Source organism: Sulfitobacter sp. G21635-S1 (assembly GCF_027213915.1).
Taxonomy (GTDB): domain Bacteria; phylum Pseudomonadota; class Alphaproteobacteria; order Rhodobacterales; family Rhodobacteraceae; genus Sulfitobacter.
Genome location: NZ_JAPWGV010000018.1, coordinates 62,598 through 86,087, shown reverse-complemented (window position 1 = coordinate 86,087; position 23,490 = coordinate 62,598). Strand labels below are relative to the sequence as shown.

General features: G+C 63.5%; 25 protein-coding genes. 19 read left to right on the top strand and 6 right to left on the bottom strand.

Going from position 1 to position 23,490, the window contains the following annotated elements:
* Positions 1–11 precede the first annotated feature (11 nt).
* Positions 12–1,691 carry an amidohydrolase gene (locus tag O4H53_RS17180; RefSeq protein ID WP_269365734.1) on the top strand — a complete coding sequence of 560 codons (1,680 nt, stop codon included), beginning with the start codon at positions 12–14 and terminating at the stop codon, positions 1,689–1,691.
* Between the two features lie 61 nt (positions 1,692–1,752).
* Positions 1,753–3,051, top strand: coding sequence for a flavin-dependent oxidoreductase (locus tag O4H53_RS17175; RefSeq protein ID WP_269365733.1), 1,299 nt, complete (start codon positions 1,753–1,755; stop codon positions 3,049–3,051).
* Positions 3,052–3,097: 46 nt separating this feature from the next.
* Here O4H53_RS17175 and O4H53_RS17170 read toward each other — a convergent pair whose 3' ends face one another.
* Both O4H53_RS17170 and O4H53_RS17165 read right to left on the bottom strand, forming a co-directional pair.
* Positions 3,098–3,805 (bottom strand): D-lyxose/D-mannose family sugar isomerase, encoded by a 708-nt coding sequence (locus O4H53_RS17170; RefSeq protein ID WP_269365732.1) that lies wholly within the window; start codon positions 3,803–3,805, stop codon positions 3,098–3,100.
* Between the two features lie 330 nt (positions 3,806–4,135).
* Positions 4,136–5,359 (bottom strand): ROK family transcriptional regulator, encoded by a 1,224-nt coding sequence (locus O4H53_RS17165; RefSeq protein WP_269365731.1) that lies wholly within the window; start codon positions 5,357–5,359, stop codon positions 4,136–4,138.
* 130 nt (positions 5,360–5,489) lie between these two features.
* Here O4H53_RS17165 and O4H53_RS17160 point away from each other — a divergent pair, with 130 nt between their 5' ends.
* The 5 genes from O4H53_RS17160 to O4H53_RS17140 all read left to right on the top strand — a co-directional run bounded on the left by O4H53_RS17160 (position 5,490) and on the right by O4H53_RS17140 (position 9,257).
* Positions 5,490–6,509, top strand: coding sequence for a sugar ABC transporter substrate-binding protein (locus O4H53_RS17160; protein WP_269365729.1), 1,020 nt, complete (start codon positions 5,490–5,492; stop codon positions 6,507–6,509).
* Positions 6,510–6,678: 169 nt separating this feature from the next.
* Positions 6,679–7,740: an ABC transporter permease gene (locus O4H53_RS17155; protein ID WP_269365728.1), complete on the top strand. Its 1,062-nt coding sequence runs from the start codon at positions 6,679–6,681 to the stop codon at positions 7,738–7,740.
* Complete coding sequence (locus O4H53_RS17150; protein ID WP_269365726.1) at positions 7,740–7,871, top strand: hypothetical protein; 132 nt, start codon at positions 7,740–7,742, stop codon at positions 7,869–7,871. The genes O4H53_RS17155 and O4H53_RS17150 overlap by 1 nt, the downstream gene beginning before the upstream one ends.
* Complete coding sequence (locus O4H53_RS17145; protein ID WP_269365725.1) at positions 7,871–8,635, top strand: ATP-binding cassette domain-containing protein; 765 nt, start codon at positions 7,871–7,873, stop codon at positions 8,633–8,635. Before O4H53_RS17150 ends, O4H53_RS17145 begins: the two co-directional genes overlap by 1 nt.
* 43 nt (positions 8,636–8,678) lie before the next feature.
* The gene (locus O4H53_RS17140) at positions 8,679–9,257 is read left to right on the top strand and encodes a nucleoside/nucleotide kinase family protein (protein ID WP_269365777.1); all 579 of its coding nucleotides are present in this window, start codon (positions 8,679–8,681) and stop codon (positions 9,255–9,257) included.
* 102 nt (positions 9,258–9,359) lie between these two features.
* Here the strand turns inward: O4H53_RS17140 and O4H53_RS17135 are convergent, their stop codons facing one another.
* The 3 genes from O4H53_RS17135 to edd form a co-directional block, all read right to left on the bottom strand.
* Complete coding sequence (locus tag O4H53_RS17135; RefSeq protein WP_269365723.1) at positions 9,360–10,310, bottom strand: 2-hydroxyacid dehydrogenase; 951 nt, start codon at positions 10,308–10,310, stop codon at positions 9,360–9,362.
* Positions 10,311–10,555: 245 nt separating this feature from the next.
* Entirely contained in the window at positions 10,556–11,194 is a 639-nt protein-coding gene (gene eda / locus O4H53_RS17130) for a bifunctional 4-hydroxy-2-oxoglutarate aldolase/2-dehydro-3-deoxy-phosphogluconate aldolase (protein WP_269365721.1), read from the bottom strand.
* A 15-nt stretch (positions 11,195–11,209) separates the two neighbouring features.
* Positions 11,210–13,009 (bottom strand): phosphogluconate dehydratase, encoded by a 1,800-nt coding sequence (gene edd / locus O4H53_RS17125; RefSeq protein WP_269365720.1) that lies wholly within the window; start codon positions 13,007–13,009, stop codon positions 11,210–11,212.
* A gap of 258 nt (positions 13,010–13,267) precedes the next feature.
* Here edd and phnC point away from each other — a divergent pair, with 258 nt between their 5' ends.
* The 9 genes from phnC to O4H53_RS17080 all read left to right on the top strand — a co-directional run bounded on the left by phnC (position 13,268) and on the right by O4H53_RS17080 (position 20,560).
* On the top strand, positions 13,268–14,062 hold the full coding sequence (gene phnC / locus O4H53_RS17120) for a phosphonate ABC transporter ATP-binding protein (protein ID WP_114274978.1): 795 nt from the start codon (positions 13,268–13,270) through the stop codon (positions 14,060–14,062).
* Between the two features lie 57 nt (positions 14,063–14,119).
* Positions 14,120–15,031: a phosphonate ABC transporter substrate-binding protein gene (phnD, locus tag O4H53_RS17115; RefSeq protein ID WP_269365718.1), complete on the top strand. Its 912-nt coding sequence runs from the start codon at positions 14,120–14,122 to the stop codon at positions 15,029–15,031.
* A gap of 120 nt (positions 15,032–15,151) precedes the next feature.
* Entirely contained in the window at positions 15,152–15,979 is an 828-nt protein-coding gene (gene phnE, locus O4H53_RS17110) for a phosphonate ABC transporter, permease protein PhnE (protein WP_443069614.1), read from the top strand.
* Entirely contained in the window at positions 15,976–17,259 is a 1,284-nt protein-coding gene (gene phnE / locus O4H53_RS17105) for a phosphonate ABC transporter, permease protein PhnE (protein WP_269365714.1), read from the top strand. Before phnE (O4H53_RS17110) ends, phnE (O4H53_RS17105) begins: the two co-directional genes overlap by 4 nt.
* Positions 17,259–17,876 carry a chloramphenicol acetyltransferase gene (locus O4H53_RS17100; protein ID WP_269365712.1) on the top strand — a complete coding sequence of 206 codons (618 nt, stop codon included), beginning with the start codon at positions 17,259–17,261 and terminating at the stop codon, positions 17,874–17,876. The genes phnE (O4H53_RS17105) and O4H53_RS17100 overlap by 1 nt, the downstream gene beginning before the upstream one ends.
* A 76-nt stretch (positions 17,877–17,952) precedes the next feature.
* Entirely contained in the window at positions 17,953–18,591 is a 639-nt protein-coding gene (locus O4H53_RS17095) for a lysophospholipid acyltransferase family protein (protein WP_269365711.1), read from the top strand.
* Complete coding sequence (locus O4H53_RS17090) at positions 18,584–19,525, top strand: phosphatidate cytidylyltransferase (protein WP_269365709.1); 942 nt, start codon at positions 18,584–18,586, stop codon at positions 19,523–19,525. Before O4H53_RS17095 ends, O4H53_RS17090 begins: the two co-directional genes overlap by 8 nt.
* A 20-nt stretch (positions 19,526–19,545) precedes the next feature.
* Positions 19,546–19,923: a hypothetical protein gene (locus O4H53_RS17085; RefSeq protein ID WP_269365707.1), complete on the top strand. Its 378-nt coding sequence runs from the start codon at positions 19,546–19,548 to the stop codon at positions 19,921–19,923.
* Positions 19,916–20,560 carry a CDP-alcohol phosphatidyltransferase family protein gene (locus O4H53_RS17080; protein ID WP_269365705.1) on the top strand — a complete coding sequence of 215 codons (645 nt, stop codon included), beginning with the start codon at positions 19,916–19,918 and terminating at the stop codon, positions 20,558–20,560. Before O4H53_RS17085 ends, O4H53_RS17080 begins: the two co-directional genes overlap by 8 nt.
* 6 nt (positions 20,561–20,566) lie before the next feature.
* Here O4H53_RS17080 and phnF read toward each other — a convergent pair whose 3' ends face one another.
* Complete coding sequence (gene phnF, locus O4H53_RS17075; protein ID WP_269365703.1) at positions 20,567–21,277, bottom strand: phosphonate metabolism transcriptional regulator PhnF; 711 nt, start codon at positions 21,275–21,277, stop codon at positions 20,567–20,569.
* Between the two features lie 103 nt (positions 21,278–21,380).
* Between phnF and phnG the strand changes: the two genes are divergently transcribed.
* The 3 genes from phnG to O4H53_RS17060 are packed head-to-tail and all read left to right on the top strand — an operon-like array spanning position 21,381 to position 23,481.
* Positions 21,381–21,836 carry a phosphonate C-P lyase system protein PhnG gene (phnG, locus tag O4H53_RS17070; protein WP_269365701.1) on the top strand — a complete coding sequence of 152 codons (456 nt, stop codon included), beginning with the start codon at positions 21,381–21,383 and terminating at the stop codon, positions 21,834–21,836.
* Positions 21,836–22,396 carry a phosphonate C-P lyase system protein PhnH gene (gene phnH, locus O4H53_RS17065; protein WP_269365699.1) on the top strand — a complete coding sequence of 187 codons (561 nt, stop codon included), beginning with the start codon at positions 21,836–21,838 and terminating at the stop codon, positions 22,394–22,396. The genes phnG and phnH overlap by 1 nt, the downstream gene beginning before the upstream one ends.
* Positions 22,396–23,481, top strand: a complete 1,086-nt coding sequence (locus tag O4H53_RS17060; protein ID WP_269365697.1) for a carbon-phosphorus lyase complex subunit PhnI — start codon at positions 22,396–22,398, stop codon at positions 23,479–23,481. Before phnH ends, O4H53_RS17060 begins: the two co-directional genes overlap by 1 nt.
* Positions 23,482–23,490 lie beyond the last annotated feature (9 nt).

Here is a 23,490-nt window from a genome sequence, read left to right as displayed (position 1 = left end):
GGAGCTATTGAATGACCCCCGACATCATCATCCACAACGGCAAGCTGATGACCTTCGACCCCGATCAGCCCGAGGCGCAGGCGCTTGCGATCACGGGCGGGACGCTCACCGCCGTGGGCACCGATGCGGAGGTAACGGCGCTGGCCGGTGACACCACCCGCATGATCGACGCAAAGGGCGGCACCGTGCTGCCGGGCCTGATCGACAGCCATGTGCATCTCTTCGGGGGGTCGGTCGAACTGGAAAGCCTCAGCCTTTACGGCGTTGAAGGGCTGGAGGCGATGGCCGAGATGATCCGCCCCCATGCCGCGGCCAATCCCGGTGATGACCTCGTTTTCTGCGTCATGGCCGATTACGGCATCCTTGGCACCGGCCGGACCCCGACCCGCCATGACCTCGACACCATCCTGCCGGACCGCCCGCTGGCGATGTTTGCGCCGGATCACCACACCGTCTGGGCCAATACCGCCGCACTGGAGGCCGCGGGCCTGTTGCAGGGCGGCGCGGTCGATGCCGGATCGGAGATCGTGATGGGCGACGACGGGCTGGCCAGCGGTGAACTTCTGGAACCCGGCGCCTACAGCCCGGTTCTCGCCCTGACCCGTCACGCGGGGCGCGAGATGATGGGGCTGACCACGGGCAAGGACCCGGTCCCGGCCCCGACGCCCGCGCAACGCGAAATGGACAAGGACGTGATCGCCCGGGGCCTTGCACATTGCGCCGCACAGGGCATCACCGGGCTGCATCTGATGGACGGCAACCTCTACCAGCTGGAACTGCTGACCGAACTTGAGGCCGAGGGCCGCCTGCTCTGTCGCTGCATGGTGCCCTTCCACTTCAAGGGCACCGATCCGATTGACCGCATCGCCGCCGAAGGCGTGCCCATGCGCGACCGCTACCGGGGCGACAAGGTCTGGTGTGGGCATATGAAGATGTTCATCGACGGGGTGATCGAAAGCGGCACCGCGCTGATGCTGCAACCCTATCCCGGTGATCTGGGCAAGGACGGCAACATGGGTGATGAGGTCTTTACCCAAGCGCATTTCGTCGCCGCCGCGCAGGAGGCCGACCGCCACGGGATGCAGATTGCCGTCCATGCCATCGGCGACGCAGGCGTGCGCCGCACGATCGACGCCTATGCCGCCGCCCAGGCCGCCAATGGCAAGCGCGACAGCCGCCACCGGATCGAACACCTTGAGGTCATGCATGTGCAGGATATCCCGCGGCTGGCCGAACTGGGCATCGTCGCTTCGATCCAGCCGGGCCACGCCCCGCGCGGCCATATCTTCCCCCCCGGCGCGGTGGGACAATATCTGCATGCCGACCAGATCGCCGGGGCCTATGCCTGGCAGGACATCCGCAACACCGGCGCGCGGGTCGTGTTTTCCACCGACTGGCCGGTGATCCCGCTGGACGTCATGCCCAATATCAAGGCCGCGATTGCACCGCTGGATCTTGGCCCCGACTGGCGCGACCAGACCCAAAGCCTGCATGACACGCTGGCCAGCTATACCCGCGACAATGCCTGGGTGGAGTTCAACGAGGACCGCAAGGGGCAGATCAAGGCGGGCATGATGGCCGACATCGCAGTGATGAGCCATGATCTGAACACCCTGCCGCCGGCGGAGATCACCCGGGCGCAGGCGCAGGTGACAATCTGCGATGGCAAGGTGACCTTCGAACGGGGCTGACCCCAGGTGGAAACCTGCCTATAAGGTCGCGACGCAAGCCAATCAGACCAGCCGAGGGACCATGCCAGAGAACAGAGTTATCATCGCCGGGGCCGGTATCGGCGGTCTCGCCCTTGGGCTGACGCTGCACCAGATCGGGGTGCCCTTCACCATTTTCGAATCCGTCAGCGCGCTGCGCCCCCTTGGCGTGGGCATCAACCTGCAACCCAATGCGGTGCGCGAATTGTTCGAGATGGGCATCACGGCCGCGGAGCTGGACAAGGCCGGGGTGCCTGCGCGCGAATGGGCGCTGGTGGGCCAGCAAGGCCAGGAAATCTATGCCGAGCCGCGCGGGCTGGAGGCAGGATACAACTGGCCGCAATATGCGATGCACCGGGGGCAGTTGCAGATGCTACTGGCACAGGTCCTGATGGACCGGGCGGGTCAGGATGCGGTGCAACTGGGCTGCCGTGTGGCAGGATACGAAAAGACGCCCGGTGGCGGGGTCAACGCCATCGTGACCTCCGCCGACGGATCGGAACGGCGCGAGGCCGGCGCGCTGCTGATCGGCGCCGACGGCATTCACTCCAAGGTGCGCGCGCAGATGCACCCCGACCAGCCGCCGATCCATTGGGGCGGTGCCGTCATGTGGCGTGGCACCAGCATGGCCAGACCCGTGCGTACCGGATCATCCTTCATCGGGTTGGGCACCCATCGCCAGCGCATGGTGATCTACCCGATCTCGCCCGCCGATCCCGACACCGGTCTGGCACAGGTCAACTGGATCGCCGAAGTCACCATGGACGATCCCGGCGCACGCGATGACATCGGCTGGTTCCGGCAGGTGCAGATCGACGACTTTGCCCATCATTTCGACGATTGGGTTTATGACTGGCTCGATGTGCCTGCCCTGCTGCGCGGCGCGGATGTGGCCTATGAAAACCCGATGATCGACCGCGACCCGGTGGAGACATGGGTTGACGGGCCGGTGGCCCTGATGGGCGATGCCGCCCATGCGATGTATCCCACCGGGTCGAACGGGGCCAGCCAGGCCATCGTCGACGCCCGGGAACTGGGCGCGGCTTTCCTCGCCCATGGGGTGACACCTGCGGCGCTGGCGGCCTTCGATGCGAAACTCTGCGCGCCGATCTCCGCGCTGATCCTGCGCAACCGGGGTGCCGGTCCCTTCGGGCTGCTCAACATGGTGAACGACCGCTGCGGCGGCAGTTTCGACAATATCGACGAGGTGATCCCGGCCGCGGAACGGGCAGAGTTCATGGCAAAGTACAAGGCCGCCGCCGGTTTCGCCATCGAGGCACTGAACAGCGCCGCGCCCACCATCCCCGAAGGCGCGCAGGTGCATCAGCACGCCGCCGAATAGCGCTAATGCGCCCCGCCTTAAACTTGAATCTCCGATACCGGGTGTTTCAGGTTAAAGGCGGGACGCTGTGGCCAGCCAATGCCGCGTAGTCGCTGACCAGCAGGCGGCGGGGGGTCACGTCTTCTTCCACCTTTGAGAACCGGGCGATCGGTTCGCGAAAGACATTGTCAGTCTCATCGTCGTTCACCGTGCTGACCTCACCGATCAGCACATCGCCCCCCTCGCCCCAGAAGGCATGCCAGTCACCGGGCCGCAGGGTCACGCTTTGCCCCGGTGCCAGACGCAGCTTTTCTCCCGGCTGATAGGGGCGCAGCAGACCGTCGCACATGACCTGGCCGCCCCGGTCGGGGGCAAATGCCCCGGTCCCGTCCGAGCCGAAAAGCTCGACCACCAGTGTCGCACCGCCCCGGTTGATGATGTCTTCGGCCTTGATCACATGGGTGTGCATGGGCGACAATTGATCGCGCTTCGAGATCAGCAGTTTTTCGGCATAGCACATGCCGCGCCCCGCGGTGAGATCGCCCGGCAGACCATTGCGCAGGGTGAACAGCACCAGCCCCATCTCATCGAAACGCCCGGCACCGTAGTCGGTCACATCCCAGCCGCAACGCGCGGTGACGACATGGGGCGCGGCGGCGGCGCGTTCCGGGAATTCTTCCGGTGTCCAATCGGCAAAGGGCGGCAGCACAAAGCCGTGACGGCGGATCATTTCATCCGCCTCGGCCAGCAGTTCGTTGATGCGGGAGCGTTTCATCTAGGCTCTGGATCCATTAATTCTATATACTCAGCGGCGATTTCGCAAAATTTCAAAGGTTTGGGGCGTGCAGCCAATAGTGGTTCTATTTGCAAGCGACCCAAGACGTTGAAATGAAGCGAAATCGCCGCCCTTCGGGTTTGACGGATTTTCCCGCAGCCCATTGCCCGGCAGGGCATTGCGCAGCAATGTCCCGAGAGGAGGCGTCACATCTGCTCGAAATAGAACCACTATTCTTGCGCAGATGTTCCTGGCCTGCAAAAAAATCTGTCAAACTGAGCATATAGAATTAATGGGTCCAGAGCCTAGGGTGCCTTTGGTATCGGACGGTCAGTCCACGGAAAAGGAATGGGCCATCAGAAAATACTGGCTGAAGATTGGCGCGCAAGCCGCCCCGATGGCGCGGGCATCCCCGCCGATTCCCCCCGCCTCCAGGCGTGGCAGGATCAGGCCGCGGCTGTCCTCGGTCGCCATGCAGGCGCGGACCTGCTCCACAAGCCTGCTGCGGATGGTCTGGGGGAAGGCACCATCGATGACCACCGCCTCGAAATCAATCACCGCGCAGGCGGACAGGGCCGCGCGCGCGATTTCGGAGGCGATTTCCTCGATCCATTCCGCAACCAGCGGCTCGAAGTCGGACCAATCCTGTGGCTGCACCCATAACGCGCGGGGGTCGATCCCTGCCGCGCTCAGCTTGGTTTCCAGAAGATGAATGGATGCCACATCGACCAATTGCCGCGTGCGCCCGTCCTTGTCACCCACACGCAGCGACCCCAGGGCGCCTGCATTGCCGGAAGCCCCCTCATAGACCGAATGGTTCAGGACAATCCCGCCGCCAATGAAAGTGGAGACAAAGAAATAGGCGAAATCCCGGAACTCCTTGCCCCGGCCATAGACATATTCGGCCCAGCAGGCACTGGTCGCGTCGTTCACCATGAAGACGGGCAGATCGGAAAACTCCGCCACACGCTCTTCGAATACCGTGTCTTTCCACGTCATGAACTGATCGTCCGCATTGCCCCCGGACACGGCCCATTTCCAGATCTCGAAAGGCGCCGCGATGCCGATGCCGCAGAGGCGTTCGGCCTGCGCCGGACCGATTTCCGCGACCGCCGCCTCAAAGGCCTCTTTCATAAAGCCAAAGACCCGGTCCGGGATCGCCATATCGTAAGCGATGCGACGTTCGAACAGGATTTCGCCGGTCAGATTGGTCAGCAGCAGCTCACTGCTTCGTCGTCCCAGCTTGAAGCCGACCGAAAGCGCCCCGGCAGGGTTCACCACCATCGGCACCGAAGGCTTGCCCACCCGCCCCTTGACCGGTTCCCCCTTGAGCACCAGACCGTCGCTTTCCAATTTGCGCAGGATCACCGACACGGTCTGGGCCGACAGATGGGTGTCGCGGGCGATGTCGCTGCCCGGCATCTGACCATGGCGATGCAACAACGACAGGATCAGCCGCTCGTTGTGATTGCGCAGACCTTTCTGGTTCGCACCATTGCTGAGCGGGCGGATCGCGACCGAAGAGTCCATGTCATTTTCTTCCGGGTTCTGCATGGGCCAACCTTGATCTGGATTAATTAGTAAATCAAGTTTATTTATTAATTGACACACGCTATGGTTTTGCTCAGTCTCTACACAGCAGCACTCGATTCGAGGCGCTTGTTGGACATTCTGGGAGGAAACCATGAAAAAACTCATCGCCGGCACCGCATTGGGCCTGATCGCCATGACCGGTGCAGCCTTTGCCGACGCACATGCCGTATCGGCCTGCCTGATCACCAAGACCGATACCAACCCCTTTTTCGTGAAAATGCGCGAAGGGGCCACCGCCAAGGCGGAAGAGCTGGGCATGACCCTGAACACCTATGCCGGCAAGATCGACGGCGACCACGAAACACAGGTCTCCGCCATCGAAACCTGCATCGCCAATGGCGCGAAGGGCATCCTGCTGACCGCCTCCGACACCTCTTCCATCGTGCCTGCGGTCCAGCAGGCGCGCGATGCGGGCATTCTGGTGATCGCGCTGGACACCCCGCTTGACCCGATCGACGCGGCCGACATGACCTTCGCAACCGACAACTTCCTGGCCGGTGAGCTGATCGGGAAATGGGCTGCCGCCACATTGGGTGACGACACCGCCGATGCCAAGATTGCGATGCTGGACCTTGCCGTCAGCCAGCCCACCGTCGGCGTGCTGCGCGACCAGGGGTTCCTGCAGGGTTTCGGCATTGACCTGGCCGACCCCAACCGCAACGGCGATGAGGAAGACCCCCGCATCATCGGCAACGATGTGACCGCCGGCAATGAAGAAGGCGGGCGCAAGGCGATGGAGAACCTGCTGGCGCAGGATCCGATGATCAACGTGGTCTATACCATCAACGAGCCGGCAGCGGCGGGCGCCTATGAGGCGCTGAAAGCCATCGGTCGTGAAAACGACGTGCTGATCGTCTCTGTCGATGGCGGCTGCCCCGGTGTCGCCAACGTCGCCGATGGCGTGATCGGTGCCACCTCGCAGCAATATCCGCTGCTGATGGCCTCCAAGGGCATCGAAGCCATTGCCGCCTTTGCCAAGGACGGCACCAAACCCGCCGCGACAGATGGCAAGGACTTTTTCGACACAGGCGTGGCGCTGGTGACAGACAAGCCCGTGGAGGGCGTTGAGAGCATCAGCGTCGCCGAAGGCAAGGAACTTTGCTGGGGCTGAGCAAGCGCCAGGGCAGCGGATCTTTTGACCTGCCGCCTGTAAATACGTTAATCTCGGGCCAGTAACGACACGCTGGCCGACAACCCAAACGCAGACCGGGGGCGGGCCACGGCCCGCCCTTCTTGCATCCGGCGCCTGACAGGTCGCGGATTTTCAACGGAGAGAGCACATGTCGCAATCCGATAATTTCGAGGCCGCAGCCTCCACCGCCGCGACCGATGTGGCGCGGTTCGAAGAAGACGACAAGGGGCTGTTCGGCCGCTTCCATCACGCCCTTCATACGACACCTTCGCTTGTACCGCTGATCGTGTTGCTGGCATCCATCGTGGTCTTCGGCAGCATCCTGGGCGCCAAGTTCTTTTCGCCCTTCGCGCTGACGCTGATCCTGCAGCAGGTGCAGATCGTGGGCATCGTCGCCGCTGCGCAAAGCCTGGTGATCCTGACGGCAGGCATCGACCTGAGTGTCGGCGCCATCGCGGTGATCTCTTCGGTGATCATGGGGCAATTCACCTTCCGCTACGGGCTGCCGGTCGAGATCGCGGTGGTGTGCGGCCTGGCCTTTGGCACCGCCATCGGGGCGGTCAACGGCTGGCTGGTGGCGGCCATGAAACTGCCCCCCTTCATCGTGACGCTGGGCATGTGGCAGATCGTTCTGGCGGCGAATTTCCTCTATTCCGCCAATGAAACCATCCGCAGCCAGGACATCGCCGAACAGGCACCGCTGTTGCAGATGATGGGGGCCAAGTTCAACATCGGCGGGGCGGTCTTTACCTTCGGCGTGGTTTTCATGCTGCTTCTGGTGCTGGTGCTTGCCTATGTGCTGAAACACACGGCCTGGGGCAGGCATGTCTATGCCGTGGGCGACGATGCGGAGGCCGCCGAACTGTCCGGCGTCAACGTGCGCGGCACGCTGATCTCGGTCTATGCCATCGCCGGGCTGATCTGTGGATTTGCCGGCTGGGCGCTGATCGGACGGATCGGATCGGTTTCGCCCACCTCCGGGCAGCTTTTGAACATCGAGAGCATCACCGCCGTGGTGATCGGGGGCATCTCGCTTTTCGGCGGGCGCGGCTCGATCCTCGGCACCTTCTTCGGCGCATTGATCGTGGGTGTCTTCACCCTTGGTCTGCGGCTGATGGGGGCGGACGCACAATGGACATTCCTGCTGATCGGCCTGCTGATCATCGCAGCGGTGGCCGTCGATCAGTGGATCAGAAAGGTGGCAGCATAATGGAACAGATCAAATTCTCACATCAACCTGTCCCCGACCTCGTGACTGTGGACCAGTGCCCTCTCGGCGATGCAGGCATCGCCTGCCGGGTACGCGGCAAAGCCGCTGAGATCAGAAAGGTGGCAGCATAATGGAACCCATTCTCAAAGCACGCGGATTGGTCAAACGTTACGGCAAGGTGACCGCGCTGGATCACTGCGACTTCGATCTTTATCCAGGTGAGATCCTGGCGGTGATCGGCGACAACGGCGCGGGCAAGTCATCGCTGATCAAGGCGGTGTCGGGTGCAGTCATCCCCGACGCAGGCACCGTGACGCTGGAGGGGCGCGACATCCGCTTCACCTCGCCCATCGACGCACGCAATGCTGGAATCGAGACGGTCTACCAGACCCTGGCCATGTCCCCGGCCCTGTCGATCGCGGACAATATGTTCATGGGCCGCGAGATCCGCAAACCTGGGTTCCGGGGCAAGGTGCTGCGCCAGCTCGACCGCAAGCGGATGGAAGAAATCGCCCGCGAAAAGCTGAGCGAACTTGGCCTGATGACGATCCAGAACATCAACCAGGCGGTTGAAACCCTGTCCGGCGGCCAGCGCCAGGGCGTGGCAGTGGCGCGGGCAGCGGCCTTTGGCTCCAAGGTGATCATCCTGGACGAGCCGACCGCCGCACTTGGCGTCAAGGAAAGCCGCCGGGTGCTGGAACTGATCCAGGACGTGAAAAGCCGGGGCATCCCGATCATCCTGATCAGCCACAACATGCCGCATGTCTTTGAAGTGGCAGACCGCATCCATGTCCACAGGCTGGGCAAACGGCTCTGCGTCATCGACCCGAAAGAACACACGATGTCCGATGCCGTGGCCTTCATGACCGGGGCCAGGGAACCGCAGGCGGCCTGATCCCGTGCTGGAAACGCTGGTCACCCGCGTCAAGGCGGCCCCGATGCGCGGCAAGCGCAGGCTGGTCGCCGTGGCGGGTGCCCCGGCCAGCGGCAAATCCACGCTGGCGGAGGTTCTGGCAGGGGCGGATGCCTCCTTTTGCATGGTGCCGATGGACGGGTTTCACCTGGACAACGGCGTGCTGCGGGACCGCGACCTGCTGCACCGCAAGGGCGCGCCGGAAACCTTCGATGTGGCGGGGCTGCGCCATCTGGTCACCCGGCTGGCGCAGGAGGACGAGGTGATCTATCCCAGCTTCGACCGCAGGCTGGACCGCGCTATTGCAGGCAGCGGGGTGGTCGGGCCGGCCATTGAAACCGTGATCCTGGAAGGAAACTATCTGCTGCTGGATCGCCCCGGATGGCGCGATCTGGCACAGCTCTGGGATCTGTCGATCCGGCTGGATGTCCCGGCGGAGGTTCTGGAAACCCGGCTGATGCAGCGCTGGCTGGATCACGGATATTCACCGCAGGACGCTGCCCGCAAGGTCCATCAGAACGACATGCTGAACGCAAACACCGTGATTGCCGACGCGCTGCCCGCCGATATCACCCTGACGCCCGACGATGTGCAACAGCGCTAGAGCGTTGTGGGACATACATGATTCACGTGTTCGCGACGTCACCTTTCGGTCGAATGCGAAAGGTGATCTGCGACTTCTCAAGTTTATCCCGAAACGCTGTGGTCAGACCGGGTTCAGCGGCTTGCCCTCGTTGAAGAAGGCAACGAGATTGGCCACTGCCATCAGCCCCATGTCCTCGCGCACCTCCTGCGCCGAGGTGCCCAGATGCGGCAGCAGCGTGACATTCTCCATCCTGCGCAGGGCGTCCGGCACCTTCGGTTCGAACTCGTAGACATCGAGCCCCGCCCCGGCAATGCGCCCCTGCTCCAGGGCTTCGATCAGCGCCGCTTCGTCCACCACATCGCCGCGCGCGATGTTGATGAGCACGCTCTCGCGCTTCATCATGCCAAGTGCGGCGGCGTCGATCAGGTGATGGGTCTCGGGCGTGGCAGGCACCGCCAGCACGACCACATCAGCCGCTTGCAGGACATCTTCCAACCCGGCCAGCTGTGTGGCGTCAAAGGGCAGCCCCGCCACGGTGGAGCGGTTGTAGAAAACGATCGTCATGCCAAAGCCCAGCGCCGCCCGCTGCGCAATCGCCTGGCCGATCCGCCCCATGCCGATGACGCCCAGCGTCTTGCCTGTGACATGCATGCCCAAAAGCTGCGTCGGATGCCAACCGGGCCAGTTGCCCGCGCGGACCATCCTTTCGCCCTCGCCCGCACGGCGGCAGGTCATCAGCATCAGGGTCATGGCGATGTCAGCGGTTGCATCGGTCACGGCGCCCGGCGTGTTGCTGACCGCCACCCCGGCGGCGCGGGCGGCTTTTGCGTCAATGTGATTGAACCCCACACCAAAATTGGCAAGGATCCGGCATCGCGGCCTATCCTTGAAGAAGGACGCATCGAATGCATCCCCAAGGGTCGGCAGAACAGCGTCGAATTCAGCCAGCGCGCGCAGCCGTTCGGCTTGGGTCAGGGGCAGGGTTTCCGCCCGGACTTCCACGTCGAAATGCCGCCGCGCCTCGGCGATCACCTTGTCCGGCAGGGGCCGCGTGATCCATAGTTTCTGCATGTTGTCCTCCGGCCGCTCCGCGACCTGTTTAAGCCGGGTGCCTGGCAGAGACCACGGCTTCCGCACGTCTTTTTGCGCAAACACGCCAATGGATGCGCCACAGCGGGACCATGCGCCATCGGCACAGCCCAGCCCGCCCTCAATGATGACATGTCAAAAATGACATGTCATCATTTGCAGTGCCGAAGGTCCCGCACCTGCGGCCCCGCGCGGCGCTTCCCGATTTTCGCAAGACTTCCGCTAGGTTACGCCAGCGCCGCTGCTTCCCGCGCCAGTTCGGTGATGGCACGCCAGTCGCCAGCCTTGACCAGCGCTGCGGGCGCAACCCAGCTGCCGCCGGCGCAGACCACATTCGGCAGGCTCAGATAGGACAGGGCATTCGACGGGCTGATCCCGCCCGTGGGGCAGAAACTGATCTGCGGCAAGGGGCCACCCAGAGATTTCAGCATCCCCGCGCCACCCGCCGATTCCGCAGGAAAGAATTTCAGCATGTCATAGCCCCGCGCCAGCAGGCGCATGGCCTCGCTTGCCGTGGCCGCCCCCGGCAACATCGGCAGATCCGCCGCCTCCGTCGCTGTCAGCAGTGCATCCGTCGCCCCCGGCGACACGCCAAACCGTGCACCGGCCTTGACGGCCGCGGCCACATCCTGCGCGGTGATCAAAGTCCCGGCGCCCACAACCCCGCCTTCGACTTTCGCCATCTCGGCAATCGCCGCCAATGCGGCCTCGGTGCGCAAGGTCACCTCCAGCACCGGCAGCCCGCCCCCGACCAGGGCTTCGGCCAGGGGCCGGGCATGGGCCACATCCTCCACCACGAGCACGGGAATGATGGGGGCCATCTGGCAAAGCGCGCGGGCCTCGCGGCTGCTTTCGGCTGGGGTCATGATAGGTCTCCGATCCTAGATGCTGCTTGCGCCGGTATCGGCAGAGCCGACCAGCGTTCTGAAATGGTTGAACAACTCGCGGCCCTGGCCAAAGCCGTTCGCAGTCAGGTCCGCCGTCACGCAGTCACGCTCCAGCACGCCTTCGGTCATGATATCCAGCCTGCCCTTTGCCGCGTCCACACGCAGGATATCTCCGTCGCGCAGCTTGGCGATGGCACCGCCATCGACAGCTTCGGGACAGACATGGATCGCGCTCAAGACCTTGCCCGAGGCACCGGACATCCGGCCGTCCGTCACCAGCGCGACCTTCAGCCCCCGCGCCTGCAGGTTCGCCAGCACCGGCGTCAGGCTGTGCAGTTCCGGCATGCCATTCGCCTTGGGCCCCTGGAAACGGACCACGACGATCACATCCTCCACGAACTCCCCGGCCTGATAGGCCGCCTTCACGGCCTCCTGATCGTGGAACACCCGCACCGGCGCCTCGATCACGTGATGCTCGGGCTTGACCGCCGACACCTTGGTGACGGCCGCCCCCAGCGCGCCATCCAGCCGCTGCAATCCGCCGGTGGGCTGGAACGGGTCCGTCACCGGGCGCAGGATGCGGTCGTTCAGCGTCTCTGCCGCGCCTGCTTCCCAGGTCAGCGCGCCGTCCTTCAGACGGGGTTCGCGCGTGTAACGGTCCAGCCCAGGGCCCATGATCGTCTTCACGTCCTCATGCAGCAGGCCCGCCGAGAGCAATTGCCCCATCATGAAGCCAAGCCCCCCCGCCGCGTGGAAATGGTTCACATCCGCCAGCCCGTTGGGATAGACCCGCGCCAACAGCGGCGTCACATCGGCGAGATCCGAAAAATCCTGCCAGTCCAGGATGATCCCCCCCGCCCGCGCCATGGCGACCAGGTGGATCAGCAGGTTGGTGGAGCCGCCGGTGGCATGCAGCCCGACGATGCCGTTCACAAAGGCTTTCTCGTCCAGCACCTGGCTGGTCGGGATATATTCATTGCCCAGATGGCTGATCGACAGGGCGCGCCGCGCCCCCGCATCGGTCAGCGCATCGCGCAGCGGCGTGTTCGGGTTGACAAAGCTGGACCCCGGCAGATGCAGCCCCATGAATTCCATCAACATCTGGTTGGTGTTCGCGGTACCGTAAAAGGTACAGGTCCCCGGCCCGTGATAGGCGCCCATCTCGGCCTTCATCAGCGCGGCGCGGTCCACTTCGCCCGCCGCGAATTTCTGGCGCACCTGTGCCTTTTCGTCATTGGAAATGCCCGAGGTCATCGGCCCCGCAGGCAGAAAGACCGCCGGCAGATGGCCAAAGACCTGAGCCGCGATCACCAGCCCCGGCACGATCTTGTCACAGACGCCCAGATAAACCGTTGTGTCGAAGGTGTTGTGGCTGAGCGCCACCCCGGCGGCCAATGCGATCACATCGCGCGAAAACAGGCTCAGCTCCATCCCGGCGGTGCCCTGGGTCACGCCATCGCACATCGCGGGGACCCCGCCCGCCACCTGGGCGGTGCCGCCTGCGGCGCGGGCCGCGGCGCGGATCAGCTCGGGATAGCGCTCAAACGGCTGATGCGCCGAGAGCATGTCGTTATAGGCGGTGACGATCCCGATATTTCCCGCCGACTGCGTCGCCAGCGCCTCCTGGTCCGGGCCTGCCGCCGCATAGGCATGGGCCTGTCCGCTGCAGGACAGATGCGCGCGCGCCGGGCCGTCTTGCGCGGCCCTTGCCATCCGCCCGAGATATTCAGCCCGACCCGCGCTGCTGCGGGCGATGATACGGTCCGTGACGCGGGCAACGGTCTGGTTCAGCATGGGATCCTCCATCGATTCGTATCAGGGCCGCCCATCGCGGGCGCACCGGCCAATCACGTATTGTGCATGTGTTCTTCACGCTTCGTCAGCGCCTTGTTAGCGCTAACAGATCGAAAAGTCCAGCACCTCCACATCATCGCGCAAACCTTCGCCCCCTTGCAACCGGGGCTGCGCACCCGGCGTTACAAAAGTTTCGTCAAACCGACATATCTCTGAAAGCCCGCCCTGACAGATGGTGCCTCAAACCACGGGGGCAACATGCTGAAACTGACCGACCTGACCAAGTCCTTTGGTCCCAATGTCGCGGTACGCGCCGCGAACCTGGACATCGACCGCCCGGCCATGATCGGGATCATCGGCAGGTCGGGTGCCGGCAAATCCACCTTGCTGCGGATGCTGAACCGCCTCACCGACGCAACCTCGGGCGAAATCAATTTCGAAGGCCGCAACATCACCGCGCTCTCCGGCAAGGACAAGCGCGACTGGCAGTCCCGCTGCGCAATGATCTTTCAGCAGTTCAACCTGGTGCCGCGCATGGATGTGGTCTCGAACGTGCTGCACGGCACCCTCAACCGCCGTTCGACCCTTGCCAGCATGTTCAGCATCTACCCGACGGCAGACGTGCACCGGGCCATCGACATCCTCGACCGCCTCGGCATCGCCGAACATGCCACCAAACGGGCAGAGGCGCTGTCGGGCGGCCAGCAACAGCGCGTGGCGATTGCCCGCGCCCTGATGCAGGACCCCCGGATCATCCTCGCGGACGAACCCATCGCATCGCTTGACCCGATGAACGCCCAGGTGGTGATGCAAAGCCTGCGCCGCATCCACGAAGAGGACGGCCGCACCATCATCGCCAACCTGCACACCCTCGATACCGCGCGCCGCTACTGCGACCGCGTGGTGGGGATGCGCGACGGCAAGATCGTCTTTGACGGGCTGCCCGAACAACTGACCACCGCGATGGCGCGCGAAATCTACGGCGCCGACGCCTCCTTTTCAGAAGCTGCAACCTCGACCTCGATCGAGACCCTCGACCATGCGCTTGCCTGAATGCCCAAGCCGCACCGGCAAGACCGGGCGGAACATCCAACCAACCGGAGACAACATATGAACAAGCTTCTCGCAGCGGCACTCGCCACCACCGCCCTGAGCACGGGCGCGCTGGCCCAGACCAACGACATCAGCGAATTCCGCATCGGCATCCTGGGCGGCGAAAACGCCCAGGACCGCATGAACAGCTTTCAGTGCCTGGCCGACTACACGTCCGAGGAACTGGGCGTCGAAACCAAGCTTTTCGCCCCCGCCGACTACAACGGCGTGATCCAGGGCCTGCTGGGCGGCACGCTTGACATGGCATGGATGGGCTCTTCCGGCTACGCCGCCGTCTACCTTCAGGACCCCGAAGCGGTCGAGCCGGTGCTGGTCAAGATCAACCTCGACGGCTCCTACGGCTACCATTCCATCGGTTTTGCCCGCAAGGACAGCGGCATCGCCTCGCTTGCCGACATGAAAGGCAAGGTCTTTGGCTTCGGCGACCCCAACTCCACCTCCGGCTACCTGATCCCCTCCATCGAGATCCCGCAGGCGGGCGAAGGCATCACCATGGACTCCGGTGACTACTTCGGTGAGGTCAAGTTCACCGGCGGTCACGAACAGACCATCGTCGCAGTCGCCAATGGCGAAATCGACGGCGGCGTGACCTGGGCCGACGGCCAGGGCAACTGGGAAGACGGCTATAACTCCGGCGCGCTGCGCAAGGCCGTGGACGCAGGCCTGGTGGACATGAACGACCTGGTGGAAATCTGGCGCTCCAAGCCGATCCCGGAAGGCCCCGTTGTCCTGCGCAAGACCCTCCCCCAGGAGGTCAAGGCCAAGATGACCGCATTGGTCGACAACCTGTATGAGACCGACCCCGATTGCGCCTATGGCGTGGCGTCGGGCGATACTCTGGGGTTCGATCCGATCACACATGACGCCTATGTGTCGATCGTCGAAGCCCGCAAGGCGAAATCGAATTGATCAAAGACATTTAAGTTGAGCTGCAGGTCCCGGTGTCACATCGGGGCCTGCAATTTTTTTGAAAGGGGTGGGGTAATGGCCGAAACGGTCCAGGACATCCGCACGGAATACGTCGCGGCGATGCGACAGAAACGTGTGTTGAACATGCTTTTGCTGGTCATCTTCGTGGCCCTGATGGTGGCGGGTTTCGCCACCGCAGATGCGCGCAATGCCGGTGGCTTCTGGGACGGATGGCGCAATGTCCTCGACTTCCCCGGTGACGTGATCGGCGAGGCGCTGTCCCGCGCCCAGCTGCTGCCCGGCTATTTCCTGAAATACCTGCCGTCGCTGATCGAAACCATCAACATCGCCGCCGCAGCCACGCTGCTGGGCGCTTTGCTGGCGTTTTTCGCGGCCCTGCTGGCCACCCGTGGCCTGGCCCCCCTGCCCTGGATCGTCGCGCCCGTCCGCCGGGTTCTGGACATCCTGCGCGCGGTGCCGGAAATCGTCATCGCCCTGATCCTGATCTTCCTGCTGGGCGGCGGCCCGGTGCCCGCCATGATCGCGATCTGCCTGCATACCATCGGCGCGCTTGGCAAATTGTTCTCCGAAGTGAACGAGAACGCCTCCCTCAAACCGGTCGAAGGACTGGCCTCTGTCGGCGCGTCCTGGCTGCAACGCATGATGCTGGGCGTCGTGCCCCAGGTCGCGCCCAACTACCTCAGCTATGCGCTGCTGCGGTTCGAGATCAACATCCGCGCCTCCGCCATCCTCGGCTTCGTGGGTGCCGGCGGCATCGGCTATGACCTGCGCAACACCATGTCCTGGGGACAGGGCAAGTTCGACGAGGCGGCGGCGATCTTCCTGCTGCTCTTCGGGGCCATCGTGATCGTGGATCAGCTCTCCAGCTACGCCCGCAACCGCCTGACCCATGGCAAGGCCTACAAGGACAAGGGAGCCCTCCTGTGACCACCGCAACCCTCACCCTGCAGGCCGAGCGCCTGATTGCCCGCAAGAAACTTATCGCGCTCGCCGCGCCGGTGCTGATCGCGGCCTATCTGATCTATGTCTTCTTCGCCTTCGACGTGCCGGGCCTGCGCGACCGGGTCAGCCTGGACAACATGAACACGCTTTTGCGCGACACCTACAGCTACAAGACCCATGTCACGCAGGACAACCGCAACGGCGAGGTCAGCATCGCCATCGAGGGCGAGCGCAAGGGGACCTACCCGCAGGGCGACAGCCCGGACTGGGTAAAACTTGGACCTGCCACATCCGTCGATCTGGGCGACGGCCACCTGATCACGCTGGGCGAAACCGTGCGCTACGACATTCCCGGCTATGGCACCGTGACGGCACGGCCGGGCCGCAGCGGCGTCAACGCCGAACTGCCCCCGGGCGCGGTGCCCGACTGGATCAACGCCGCAAGGAACCGTATCGCAATCACCACCGACGCGGGACGACTGACCATCACCCGCAACCGGACCGAGGTGTTCCGCTATTTCACCGGCTGGGAGTTATTCTTCTTCACCCTCGACAGCCCGTTCCATGACCTCAGCCTGACGCAACTCATCGCAAACGGCGACTACGGCGGGATGTGGTCGGATTTCTGGAACAACAAGATGTGGCGCCACGCCGATGTCGCCTGGGCGCTGGTCGAAACCGTGCTGATGGCTTTCCTCGGCACCTTCGGTGCCGCCATCATCGCCCTGCCCATGGGCTTTCTCGCCGCGCGCAACTTCACGCCGCTCGGCGCCGCCCGCTTCGCCGCGCGCCGCATCTTCGACTTCCTGCGCGGGGTCGACGGGCTGATCTGGACCATCGTGCTCAGCCGCGCCTTTGGCCCCGGCCCGCTGACCGGGTCGCTGGCGATCATGCTCACCGACACCGGCACCTTCGGCAAGATCTTTTCCGAGGCGCTGGAGAACGTGGACGACAAGCAGATCGAGGGCCTGACCTCCACGGGCGCCAGGCCGCTGCAACGCTACCGCTTTGGCGTGATCCCCCAGATCACCCCGATATTGCTGAGCCAGGTGCTCTATTACCTTGAATCCAACACCCGCTCTGCCACCATCATCGGCGCGATCACCGGCGGCGGCATCGGGTTGTTGCTGACACAGGCGATCATCACGCAGAAGGACTGGGAAGAAGTGACCTATTACATCGTGCTGATCATCCTGATGGTCATGATCATGGACAGTCTGTCAGGCTGGCTGCGGCGGCGTCTGATCTCCGGGGACGCGTCCTGATGGCACGGCTGAAACCGCACGTTCCCTACCTGCACCCCGATTGCGAGATCACCGACAGCACCTTTGGTGCCTATGTGGAGATCGGCCGCGCCTCGCGCGTGGCGCACAGCCACATCGGGGATTATTCCTATTGCGACCGTTTCGCCGACATCGCCAATGCCGAGATCGGCAAATTCTCCAACATTGCCTCCGCTGTGCGCATCGGCGCGACCGACCACCCGATGGAAAAGGCCAGCCTGCACCATTTCCACTATCGCTCTGCCGATTATTTCGACGATGCGGAACCGGACCACGCATGGTTCGCCCACCGCCGCAGCCGCCGCGCGCAGATCGGGCATGACACCTGGCTGGGCCACGGCGCGCAGGTCCGCCCCGAGGTCTCCATCGGCCATGGTGCCGTGATCGCAGGCGGCGCCATCGTCACCCGCGACGTGCCCCCCTATATGATCGTCGCGGGCATCCCCGCCGTGCACCTGCGCGCCCGGTTTTCCGACAGCATCGCAGAGCGCATGATGGCGCTCGCCTGGTGGGACTGGCCCCATGCCCGCCTGCGCGAGACCTTGCAGGACTTCCGCACATTGCCCGCCGAGGCGTTTTTGGAGAAATACGAAGGCTGAAAACAACTGCGCGTGCCGGGGCCCCAGGGCAACTATTGTGATTGCCTTCGCAAACCCTCTCATGCAAATTCAGCCGATGTTTGGCCAACTTGTCGCATTGCTGATTATCACGTTTGCAAGGCTGATCACGGCAGTGCGCGCGATCTGGCAGGGTGCCGCTCCGCTCCCGGAAAAGCGGGTCTATTTTGCCAACCACGCAAGCAATGGCGATTTCGTCCTGATCTGGACCGTGCTGCCCGGCAAGCTGCGCGAGAAAACCCGCCCCGTCGCCGCTGCGGACTACTGGTTGTCCTCCAAACTGAAGACATTCATCGGCAGATCGGTGTTCAACGCCCTGCTGATTGAACGCAACCCCGAAGAACGCACCGCCGATCCGGTGCAGCAAATGGCGGATGCGCTGGATGCGGGCGACAGCCTGATCCTCTTCCCCGAGGGCACCCGCAACATGACCCAATCGCCCCTGCTCCCCTTCAAGACGGGGCTCTTTCACCTGGCCACAAAAAAGCCCGAGGTCGATCTGGTGCCGGTCTGGATCGAAAACCTGAACCGCGTGATGCCAAAGGGAAAGCTGGTGCCGATCCCGCTGATCTGTACCATCACCTTCGGGCAGCCGCTGCGGCTGAAGCAGGGCGAAACCAAAGCAGACTTTCTGGAACGCGCGCAGGCGGCGCTGCTGGCGCTGTCGATAACCGCAAAGGAACAGGTGAATGGCTGACAGCTTTCTCTTTCTGCTGGGCTGCGTTCTGGCGGTGTTGCTGGTGGCATCGGCCATCGGGCAATTCCTGAAATTCAAGGCCGGGCCTGACGGGCCTGATCTGACAATCGAAAACCTGAATGCCCGCATCAATGCCTGGTGGGTCATGGTCGGCCTGACAGCCCTTGCCTTTTCGGCCGGCAACACCGGCGTTGTGATCCTTTTCGCGCTCTGCTCATTTGCCGCATTGCGCGAATTCCTGACGCTGACCAACACCCGTGTCTCGGACCATTGGGCCATTGCCGCCGCCGCCTTCATCGTCCTGCCGATCCAGTTCATCGCGGTGGGCATGAACTGGTACGGCTTCTACTCGATCTTCATTCCCGTCTACGCCTTCCTGCTGATGCCGATCGTCTCCATGCTCAGCGGCGAAACCGACAATTTCCTGATCCGCATCGCAGAGGCGCAATGGGCGCTGATGATCAGCGTCTTCTGCGTGTCGCATGTGCCTGCGCTGCTCAGCCTGAACATCGCGGATTTTGAAGGGCGCAACCTGTTCCTGATCTTCTTCCTGGTGGTCGTGGTTCAGTCCAGCGACGTGTTTCAATATGTCTGGGGCAAGCTGCTGGGAAAACACAAGATCGCGCCAAAGGTGTCACCATCCAAGACCTGGGAAGGGCTCATCGGCGGTGTCGTCACCTCCAGCCTGCTCGGGGCATCGCTCTATTGGATCACGCCCTTTACCGTGATGCAGGCGGTTGGCATGTCCATCGTGATCACCCTCATGGGCTTTCTGGGCGGGCTGGTCATGTCCGCCATCAAGCGGGATCGCGGGGTGAAGGACTGGGGCCATCTGATCGCCGGACACGGCGGTTTCATAGACCGGCTGGATTCGGTCATCTTCTCCGCCCCGATCTTCTTTCACATCGTGCGCTTCTACTGGGACATTCATTGAAGAACGCCCTGTCAGCAGCGTTGAAAAGCACCCCGCTGCATGTGGCCTTTGCCTTTGTCGCGATGGGGGGCTGGGCCATCTTTGCAAACAGCACCCATGCCATGCCCAAACCCTTGCTGGCCGGTCTTGTGCAGGGCAGCATCTCGGCGGCACTGACATTGTTCCTCAAACGAACGGTGGACTGGATGCGCCCCCGGTTTTCCTATGGGACGGGCCATGTCGCGCCTGCCCTGATCGCCTCTCTGGCCTCTGCCATGCTGCTTGTCACAGCGCATCTGCTGGTCGGCACGCCCGAAGTGGCCAGGACAATTGCAGTGCCGCTGCTGGTATCGGCCTCCTATATTTTCACCTACAATTTTCTCAGCCAGCACAGATCGGAAGACACGACTCATGACTGACCTGAAAAACCGCCGCCCCCTGCAAAGCCGCAAGTCAGGCTGGGCCAACAGGATCACAGCCTTTCTGGCCGGGCGCGCGATCACCCCGAACCAGATCTCGCAGGCGAGCATTGCCGCGGCACTCCTGGCCGGTCTTGCGTTCTGGATGACCGCCTATGCGGACAGCACCAACCTGAAGGGGGCGCTGCTGATCCTGGCCGCCCTGGCCTGCCAATTGCGCCTGCTCTGCAATCTGTTCGACGGAATGGTTGCCATCGAAGCCGGCAAAAGCGCGCCCGACGGGCCGTTCTGGAATGAATTTCCGGACCGTATCGCAGATATCATCATCTTCATCGGCATCGGATTTGGCCTTGGCTCCCCCACCCTCGGTTTTGCCGCAGCCACATGTGCCGTCCTGACCGCCTATACCCGTGAACTGGGCGCCAGCATCGGACTTGCGCCCGACTTTTCCGGCCCGATGGCCAAGCAGCACCGGATGGCAACTGTCACGCTGGCCGCGGTGCTGGCGGTCTTTGAGCAGCATTTCCTGCCGCAAGGCACAATTCTGACCGTCGCGCTTTGGGTTGTGATCATCGGCTCCATCGTCACGGTCGGACGGCGCGCCAATCATATCCGGGCCGGCCTGCTCGGGGGGTGAAATCCCCTACTCCCCTTCCAAGGTCAGCGTGATCCTGTCCCCGGCAAACCAGGTGCTGCCGAACTCCACCGGCGTGCCCTCCGGATCGACATTGACCGAGGTCGAAAGCAGCACCGGCGCGCCCTCCGCAATCTGCAGATGCAAGGCCTGCGTGGCTGTGGCCAGCTTGGCCTTCAGCCGGGTCGAGGCACGGGTATAATCGCGCACGCCCGAGCGGCGCAACGCCTCGGTCACCGAATTCGCCTCTTCCAGATATGCCGGCAAATCGGGGAAACGCGCCGCCGGAAAGACGCTGTTGAAAACCGCAACCGGCATATCATCGGCCAGGGACAGCCCATCGACCACATGCACCTGGGCGCCTTCCTCAAGCGCCAGCAGGCTGCGCTCCGTTTCCGTGGCGCTGCGGGTCTGCATGGTGAGGATCCGCCTGCCCGGAACCCGCCCCGCCGAAGCAAGATTCTGGTGAAACCGCACCCGCTTGCCAAGCGGATATTCCGTCGGCACCTGGGTGACAAAGACCCCGGCACCGCGCCGGGCAAAGACCACCCCCTCGTCGGCCAGCGCCGCCAGCGCATGGCGCACGGTGTGCCGGTTCACCCCGAAACGCGCCGCCAGCACGGCTTCGGTCGGCAGCTTGTCCCCGGGGGCGTACTGCCCGGCGCTGATTTCACCGCTCAGCGTGGTTGCAATGGATCTCCAGATCGGGGTGCGGGCCATGTGTCACCAAAGTTTCACAGTTGCGGGGCTTGTGTCAGAAGGGCGAATCCGTCATGATTTGTCTAGTTGTATAGTATAGTAGACAAATCCACAAGGTGTCTAGATGACCGTCATTCAAGACCAGAACGCAGACCGCAAGCAATGGATGAGCCTGCTGGCCAAATGCGATCCCGCCGAGCTGGATGTTGCCTGGTCCGCCCTGGACCTCAGCTTTGATCACCAAGTGCTGCGCGCGCCCGAGGTTGGCAGTGTCATGGTCCGCGGCCGTGCGGGCGCGGTGGGTGCCGCCTTCAACCTGGGCGAAATCACCGTCACCCGCTGCTCGGTCCGCCTGTCCTCCGGTCAGGACGGCCACGCCTATGTGCAGGGCCGCGACAAGACCAAGGCCCTGCGCGCCGCGCTGCTTGATGCCGGAATGCAGACCGCCGCCGCCACCGAGATCCGCGAGAAGGTGCTGACACCGCTCTCGACGGCAGCAACCCGCCGCCAGACCACCCGCGCCGCCAAGGCCGCCGCGACCAGGGTCGATTTCTTTACCATGGCCCGGGGGGAAGACTGATGCAGACACAGGCCCTCACAGGCGGCTTTGCCGACGCCCCGATCGAGGCGGCCACCGCCTTTCGCGCCATCATGCAGGTCATGGCCCGACCGGGCGAGTTTGCGCCCCTCTCAGGCGCCATGCCACCGGCCCCCCTTTCCGTCGCCGCCGGGACATTGATCCTGACACTCTGCGATCCGGACACGCCGATCTTTCTGGCACCGGGCCATGACACGCCGCAGATAAGGGCCTGGATCACCTTCCACACCGGCGCGCCCTTTACCGGCGCGGCAACTGCCCGCTTTGCCCTGGGCACATGGGACGCGCTGACGCCCTGCGACTTTGCCATCGGCACCCCGGAATACCCCGACCGCTCCGCCACACTGATTGTTGAGGTGACACATCTCGCGCAATCCGGCGCCACCCTGCGCGGCCCCGGCATCAGGGATGTCACGCAGCTCTCGCTGCCAGAGATCAAGCGGTTTCAGGACAATGCCGCCCTGTTCCCCCTGGGTCATGATCATTTCTTCACCACGGGCACACAGATTGCGGCCCTGCCCCGCAGCACAAAGGTGTCCTGATGTATGTCGCAGTAAAAGGTGGCGAGCGCGCCATCGACAACGCCCATGCCTGGCTCGCCGAGGAACGCCGCGGTGACAGCGAGGTGGCGGAACTCTCCGTCGCCCAGATCCGTGAACAGCTGAAACTGGCGGTGAACCGGGTGATGGCCGAAGGGTCCCTTTTCGATCCCGACCTGGCAGCGCTGGCCATCAAACAGGCGCGCGGGGACCTGATCGAAGCCATCTTCCTGATCCGTGCCTATCGCACCACCCTGCCCCGCTTCGGTGCCTCACATCCCATCGACACCGGCGCAATGCGCTGCGACCGCCGTGTCTCGGCCACGTTCAAGGACGCCCCGGGGGGCCAGTTGCTGGGCCCGACCTTCGACTACACGCACCGTCTGCTCGACTTCAAACTGGCCGCCGAAGGTGACGTGCCCGCAGCCCCCGAGATACCCGCCGATCCAGCCCGGACACCCCATATCATGGGGTTCCTGGATCGGGAGAATCTGATCCAGACCGAGGAAGCGGGTGCGGAAACACCCCCCGATCTGACCCGCGAACCGCTCGAATTGCCCGCAGAACGCCCCTTGCGCCTGCAGTCCCTGACCCGCGGCGACGAGGGCTTCATCCTCGGCATGGCCTATTCGACCCAGCGCGGCTATGCCCGCAACCACGCCTTCGTGGCGGAACTGCGCATCGGCACCGTCGCGGTGGAAATGGACGTTCCCGAGCTGGGATTCGCGATCGAGATCGGTGAGATCGAGGTGACCGAATGCGAAACCGTAAACCAGTTCAAGGGCTCCAGAACCGAACCACCGCAATTTACCCGCGGCTATGGCCTGGTTTTCGGCATGTCCGAACGCAAGGCGATCTCGATGGCGCTGGTGGATCGGGCCCTGCGGTGGAAGGAACTCGGAGAAGACAACCTGGGTGCTCCGGCCCAGGACGAGGAATTCGTGCTGAGCCATGCGGACAATATCCAGGCCACCGGGTTCCTGGAACACATCAAATTGCCCCATTACGTGGATTTTCAGTCCGAACTTGAACTGATCCGCAAGTTGCGCCGCGCAGTGTCGGATACAATCAGGGACGCCGCCGAATGACCGTGTTGC

Bases quoted from the DNA above. Each gene is read 5' to 3' on its own strand.
- O4H53_RS17095 (WP_269365711.1), top strand. From the start codon at position 17,953: ATGTTTGGCCAACTTGTCGCATTGCTGATTATCACGTTTGCAAGGCTG.
- phnG (WP_269365701.1), top strand. From the start codon at position 21,381: ATGACCGTCATTCAAGACCAGAACGCAGACCGCAAGCAATGGATGAGC.
- phnD (WP_269365718.1), top strand. From the start codon at position 14,120: ATGAACAAGCTTCTCGCAGCGGCACTCGCCACCACCGCCCTGAGCACG.
- edd (WP_269365720.1), bottom strand. From the start codon at position 13,009: ATGCTGAACCAGACCGTTGCCCGCGTCACGGACCGTATCATCGCCCGC.
- O4H53_RS17160 (WP_269365729.1), top strand. From the start codon at position 5,490: ATGAAAAAACTCATCGCCGGCACCGCATTGGGCCTGATCGCCATGACC.
- O4H53_RS17140 (WP_269365777.1), top strand. From the start codon at position 8,679: ATGCGCGGCAAGCGCAGGCTGGTCGCCGTGGCGGGTGCCCCGGCCAGC.
- O4H53_RS17100 (WP_269365712.1), top strand. From the start codon at position 17,259: ATGGCACGGCTGAAACCGCACGTTCCCTACCTGCACCCCGATTGCGAG.
- O4H53_RS17175 (WP_269365733.1), top strand. From the start codon at position 1,753: ATGCCAGAGAACAGAGTTATCATCGCCGGGGCCGGTATCGGCGGTCTC.
- phnF (WP_269365703.1), bottom strand. From the start codon at position 21,277: ATGGCCCGCACCCCGATCTGGAGATCCATTGCAACCACGCTGAGCGGT.
- O4H53_RS17060 (WP_269365697.1), top strand. From the start codon at position 22,396: ATGTATGTCGCAGTAAAAGGTGGCGAGCGCGCCATCGACAACGCCCAT.
- O4H53_RS17165 (WP_269365731.1), bottom strand. From the start codon at position 5,359: ATGCAGAACCCGGAAGAAAATGACATGGACTCTTCGGTCGCGATCCGC.
- O4H53_RS17180 (WP_269365734.1), top strand. From the start codon at position 12: ATGACCCCCGACATCATCATCCACAACGGCAAGCTGATGACCTTCGAC.
- O4H53_RS17145 (WP_269365725.1), top strand. From the start codon at position 7,871: ATGGAACCCATTCTCAAAGCACGCGGATTGGTCAAACGTTACGGCAAG.
- O4H53_RS17170 (WP_269365732.1), bottom strand. From the start codon at position 3,805: ATGAAACGCTCCCGCATCAACGAACTGCTGGCCGAGGCGGATGAAATG.
- phnH (WP_269365699.1), top strand. From the start codon at position 21,836: ATGCAGACACAGGCCCTCACAGGCGGCTTTGCCGACGCCCCGATCGAG.
- phnE (WP_443069614.1), top strand. From the start codon at position 15,152: ATGCGACAGAAACGTGTGTTGAACATGCTTTTGCTGGTCATCTTCGTG.
- O4H53_RS17150 (WP_269365726.1), top strand. From the start codon at position 7,740: ATGGAACAGATCAAATTCTCACATCAACCTGTCCCCGACCTCGTGACT.
- O4H53_RS17135 (WP_269365723.1), bottom strand. From the start codon at position 10,310: ATGCAGAAACTATGGATCACGCGGCCCCTGCCGGACAAGGTGATCGCC.
- O4H53_RS17155 (WP_269365728.1), top strand. From the start codon at position 6,679: ATGTCGCAATCCGATAATTTCGAGGCCGCAGCCTCCACCGCCGCGACC.
- O4H53_RS17080 (WP_269365705.1), top strand. From the start codon at position 19,916: ATGACTGACCTGAAAAACCGCCGCCCCCTGCAAAGCCGCAAGTCAGGC.
- O4H53_RS17090 (WP_269365709.1), top strand. From the start codon at position 18,584: ATGGCTGACAGCTTTCTCTTTCTGCTGGGCTGCGTTCTGGCGGTGTTG.
- eda (WP_269365721.1), bottom strand. From the start codon at position 11,194: ATGACCCCAGCCGAAAGCAGCCGCGAGGCCCGCGCGCTTTGCCAGATG.
- phnC (WP_114274978.1), top strand. From the start codon at position 13,268: ATGCTGAAACTGACCGACCTGACCAAGTCCTTTGGTCCCAATGTCGCG.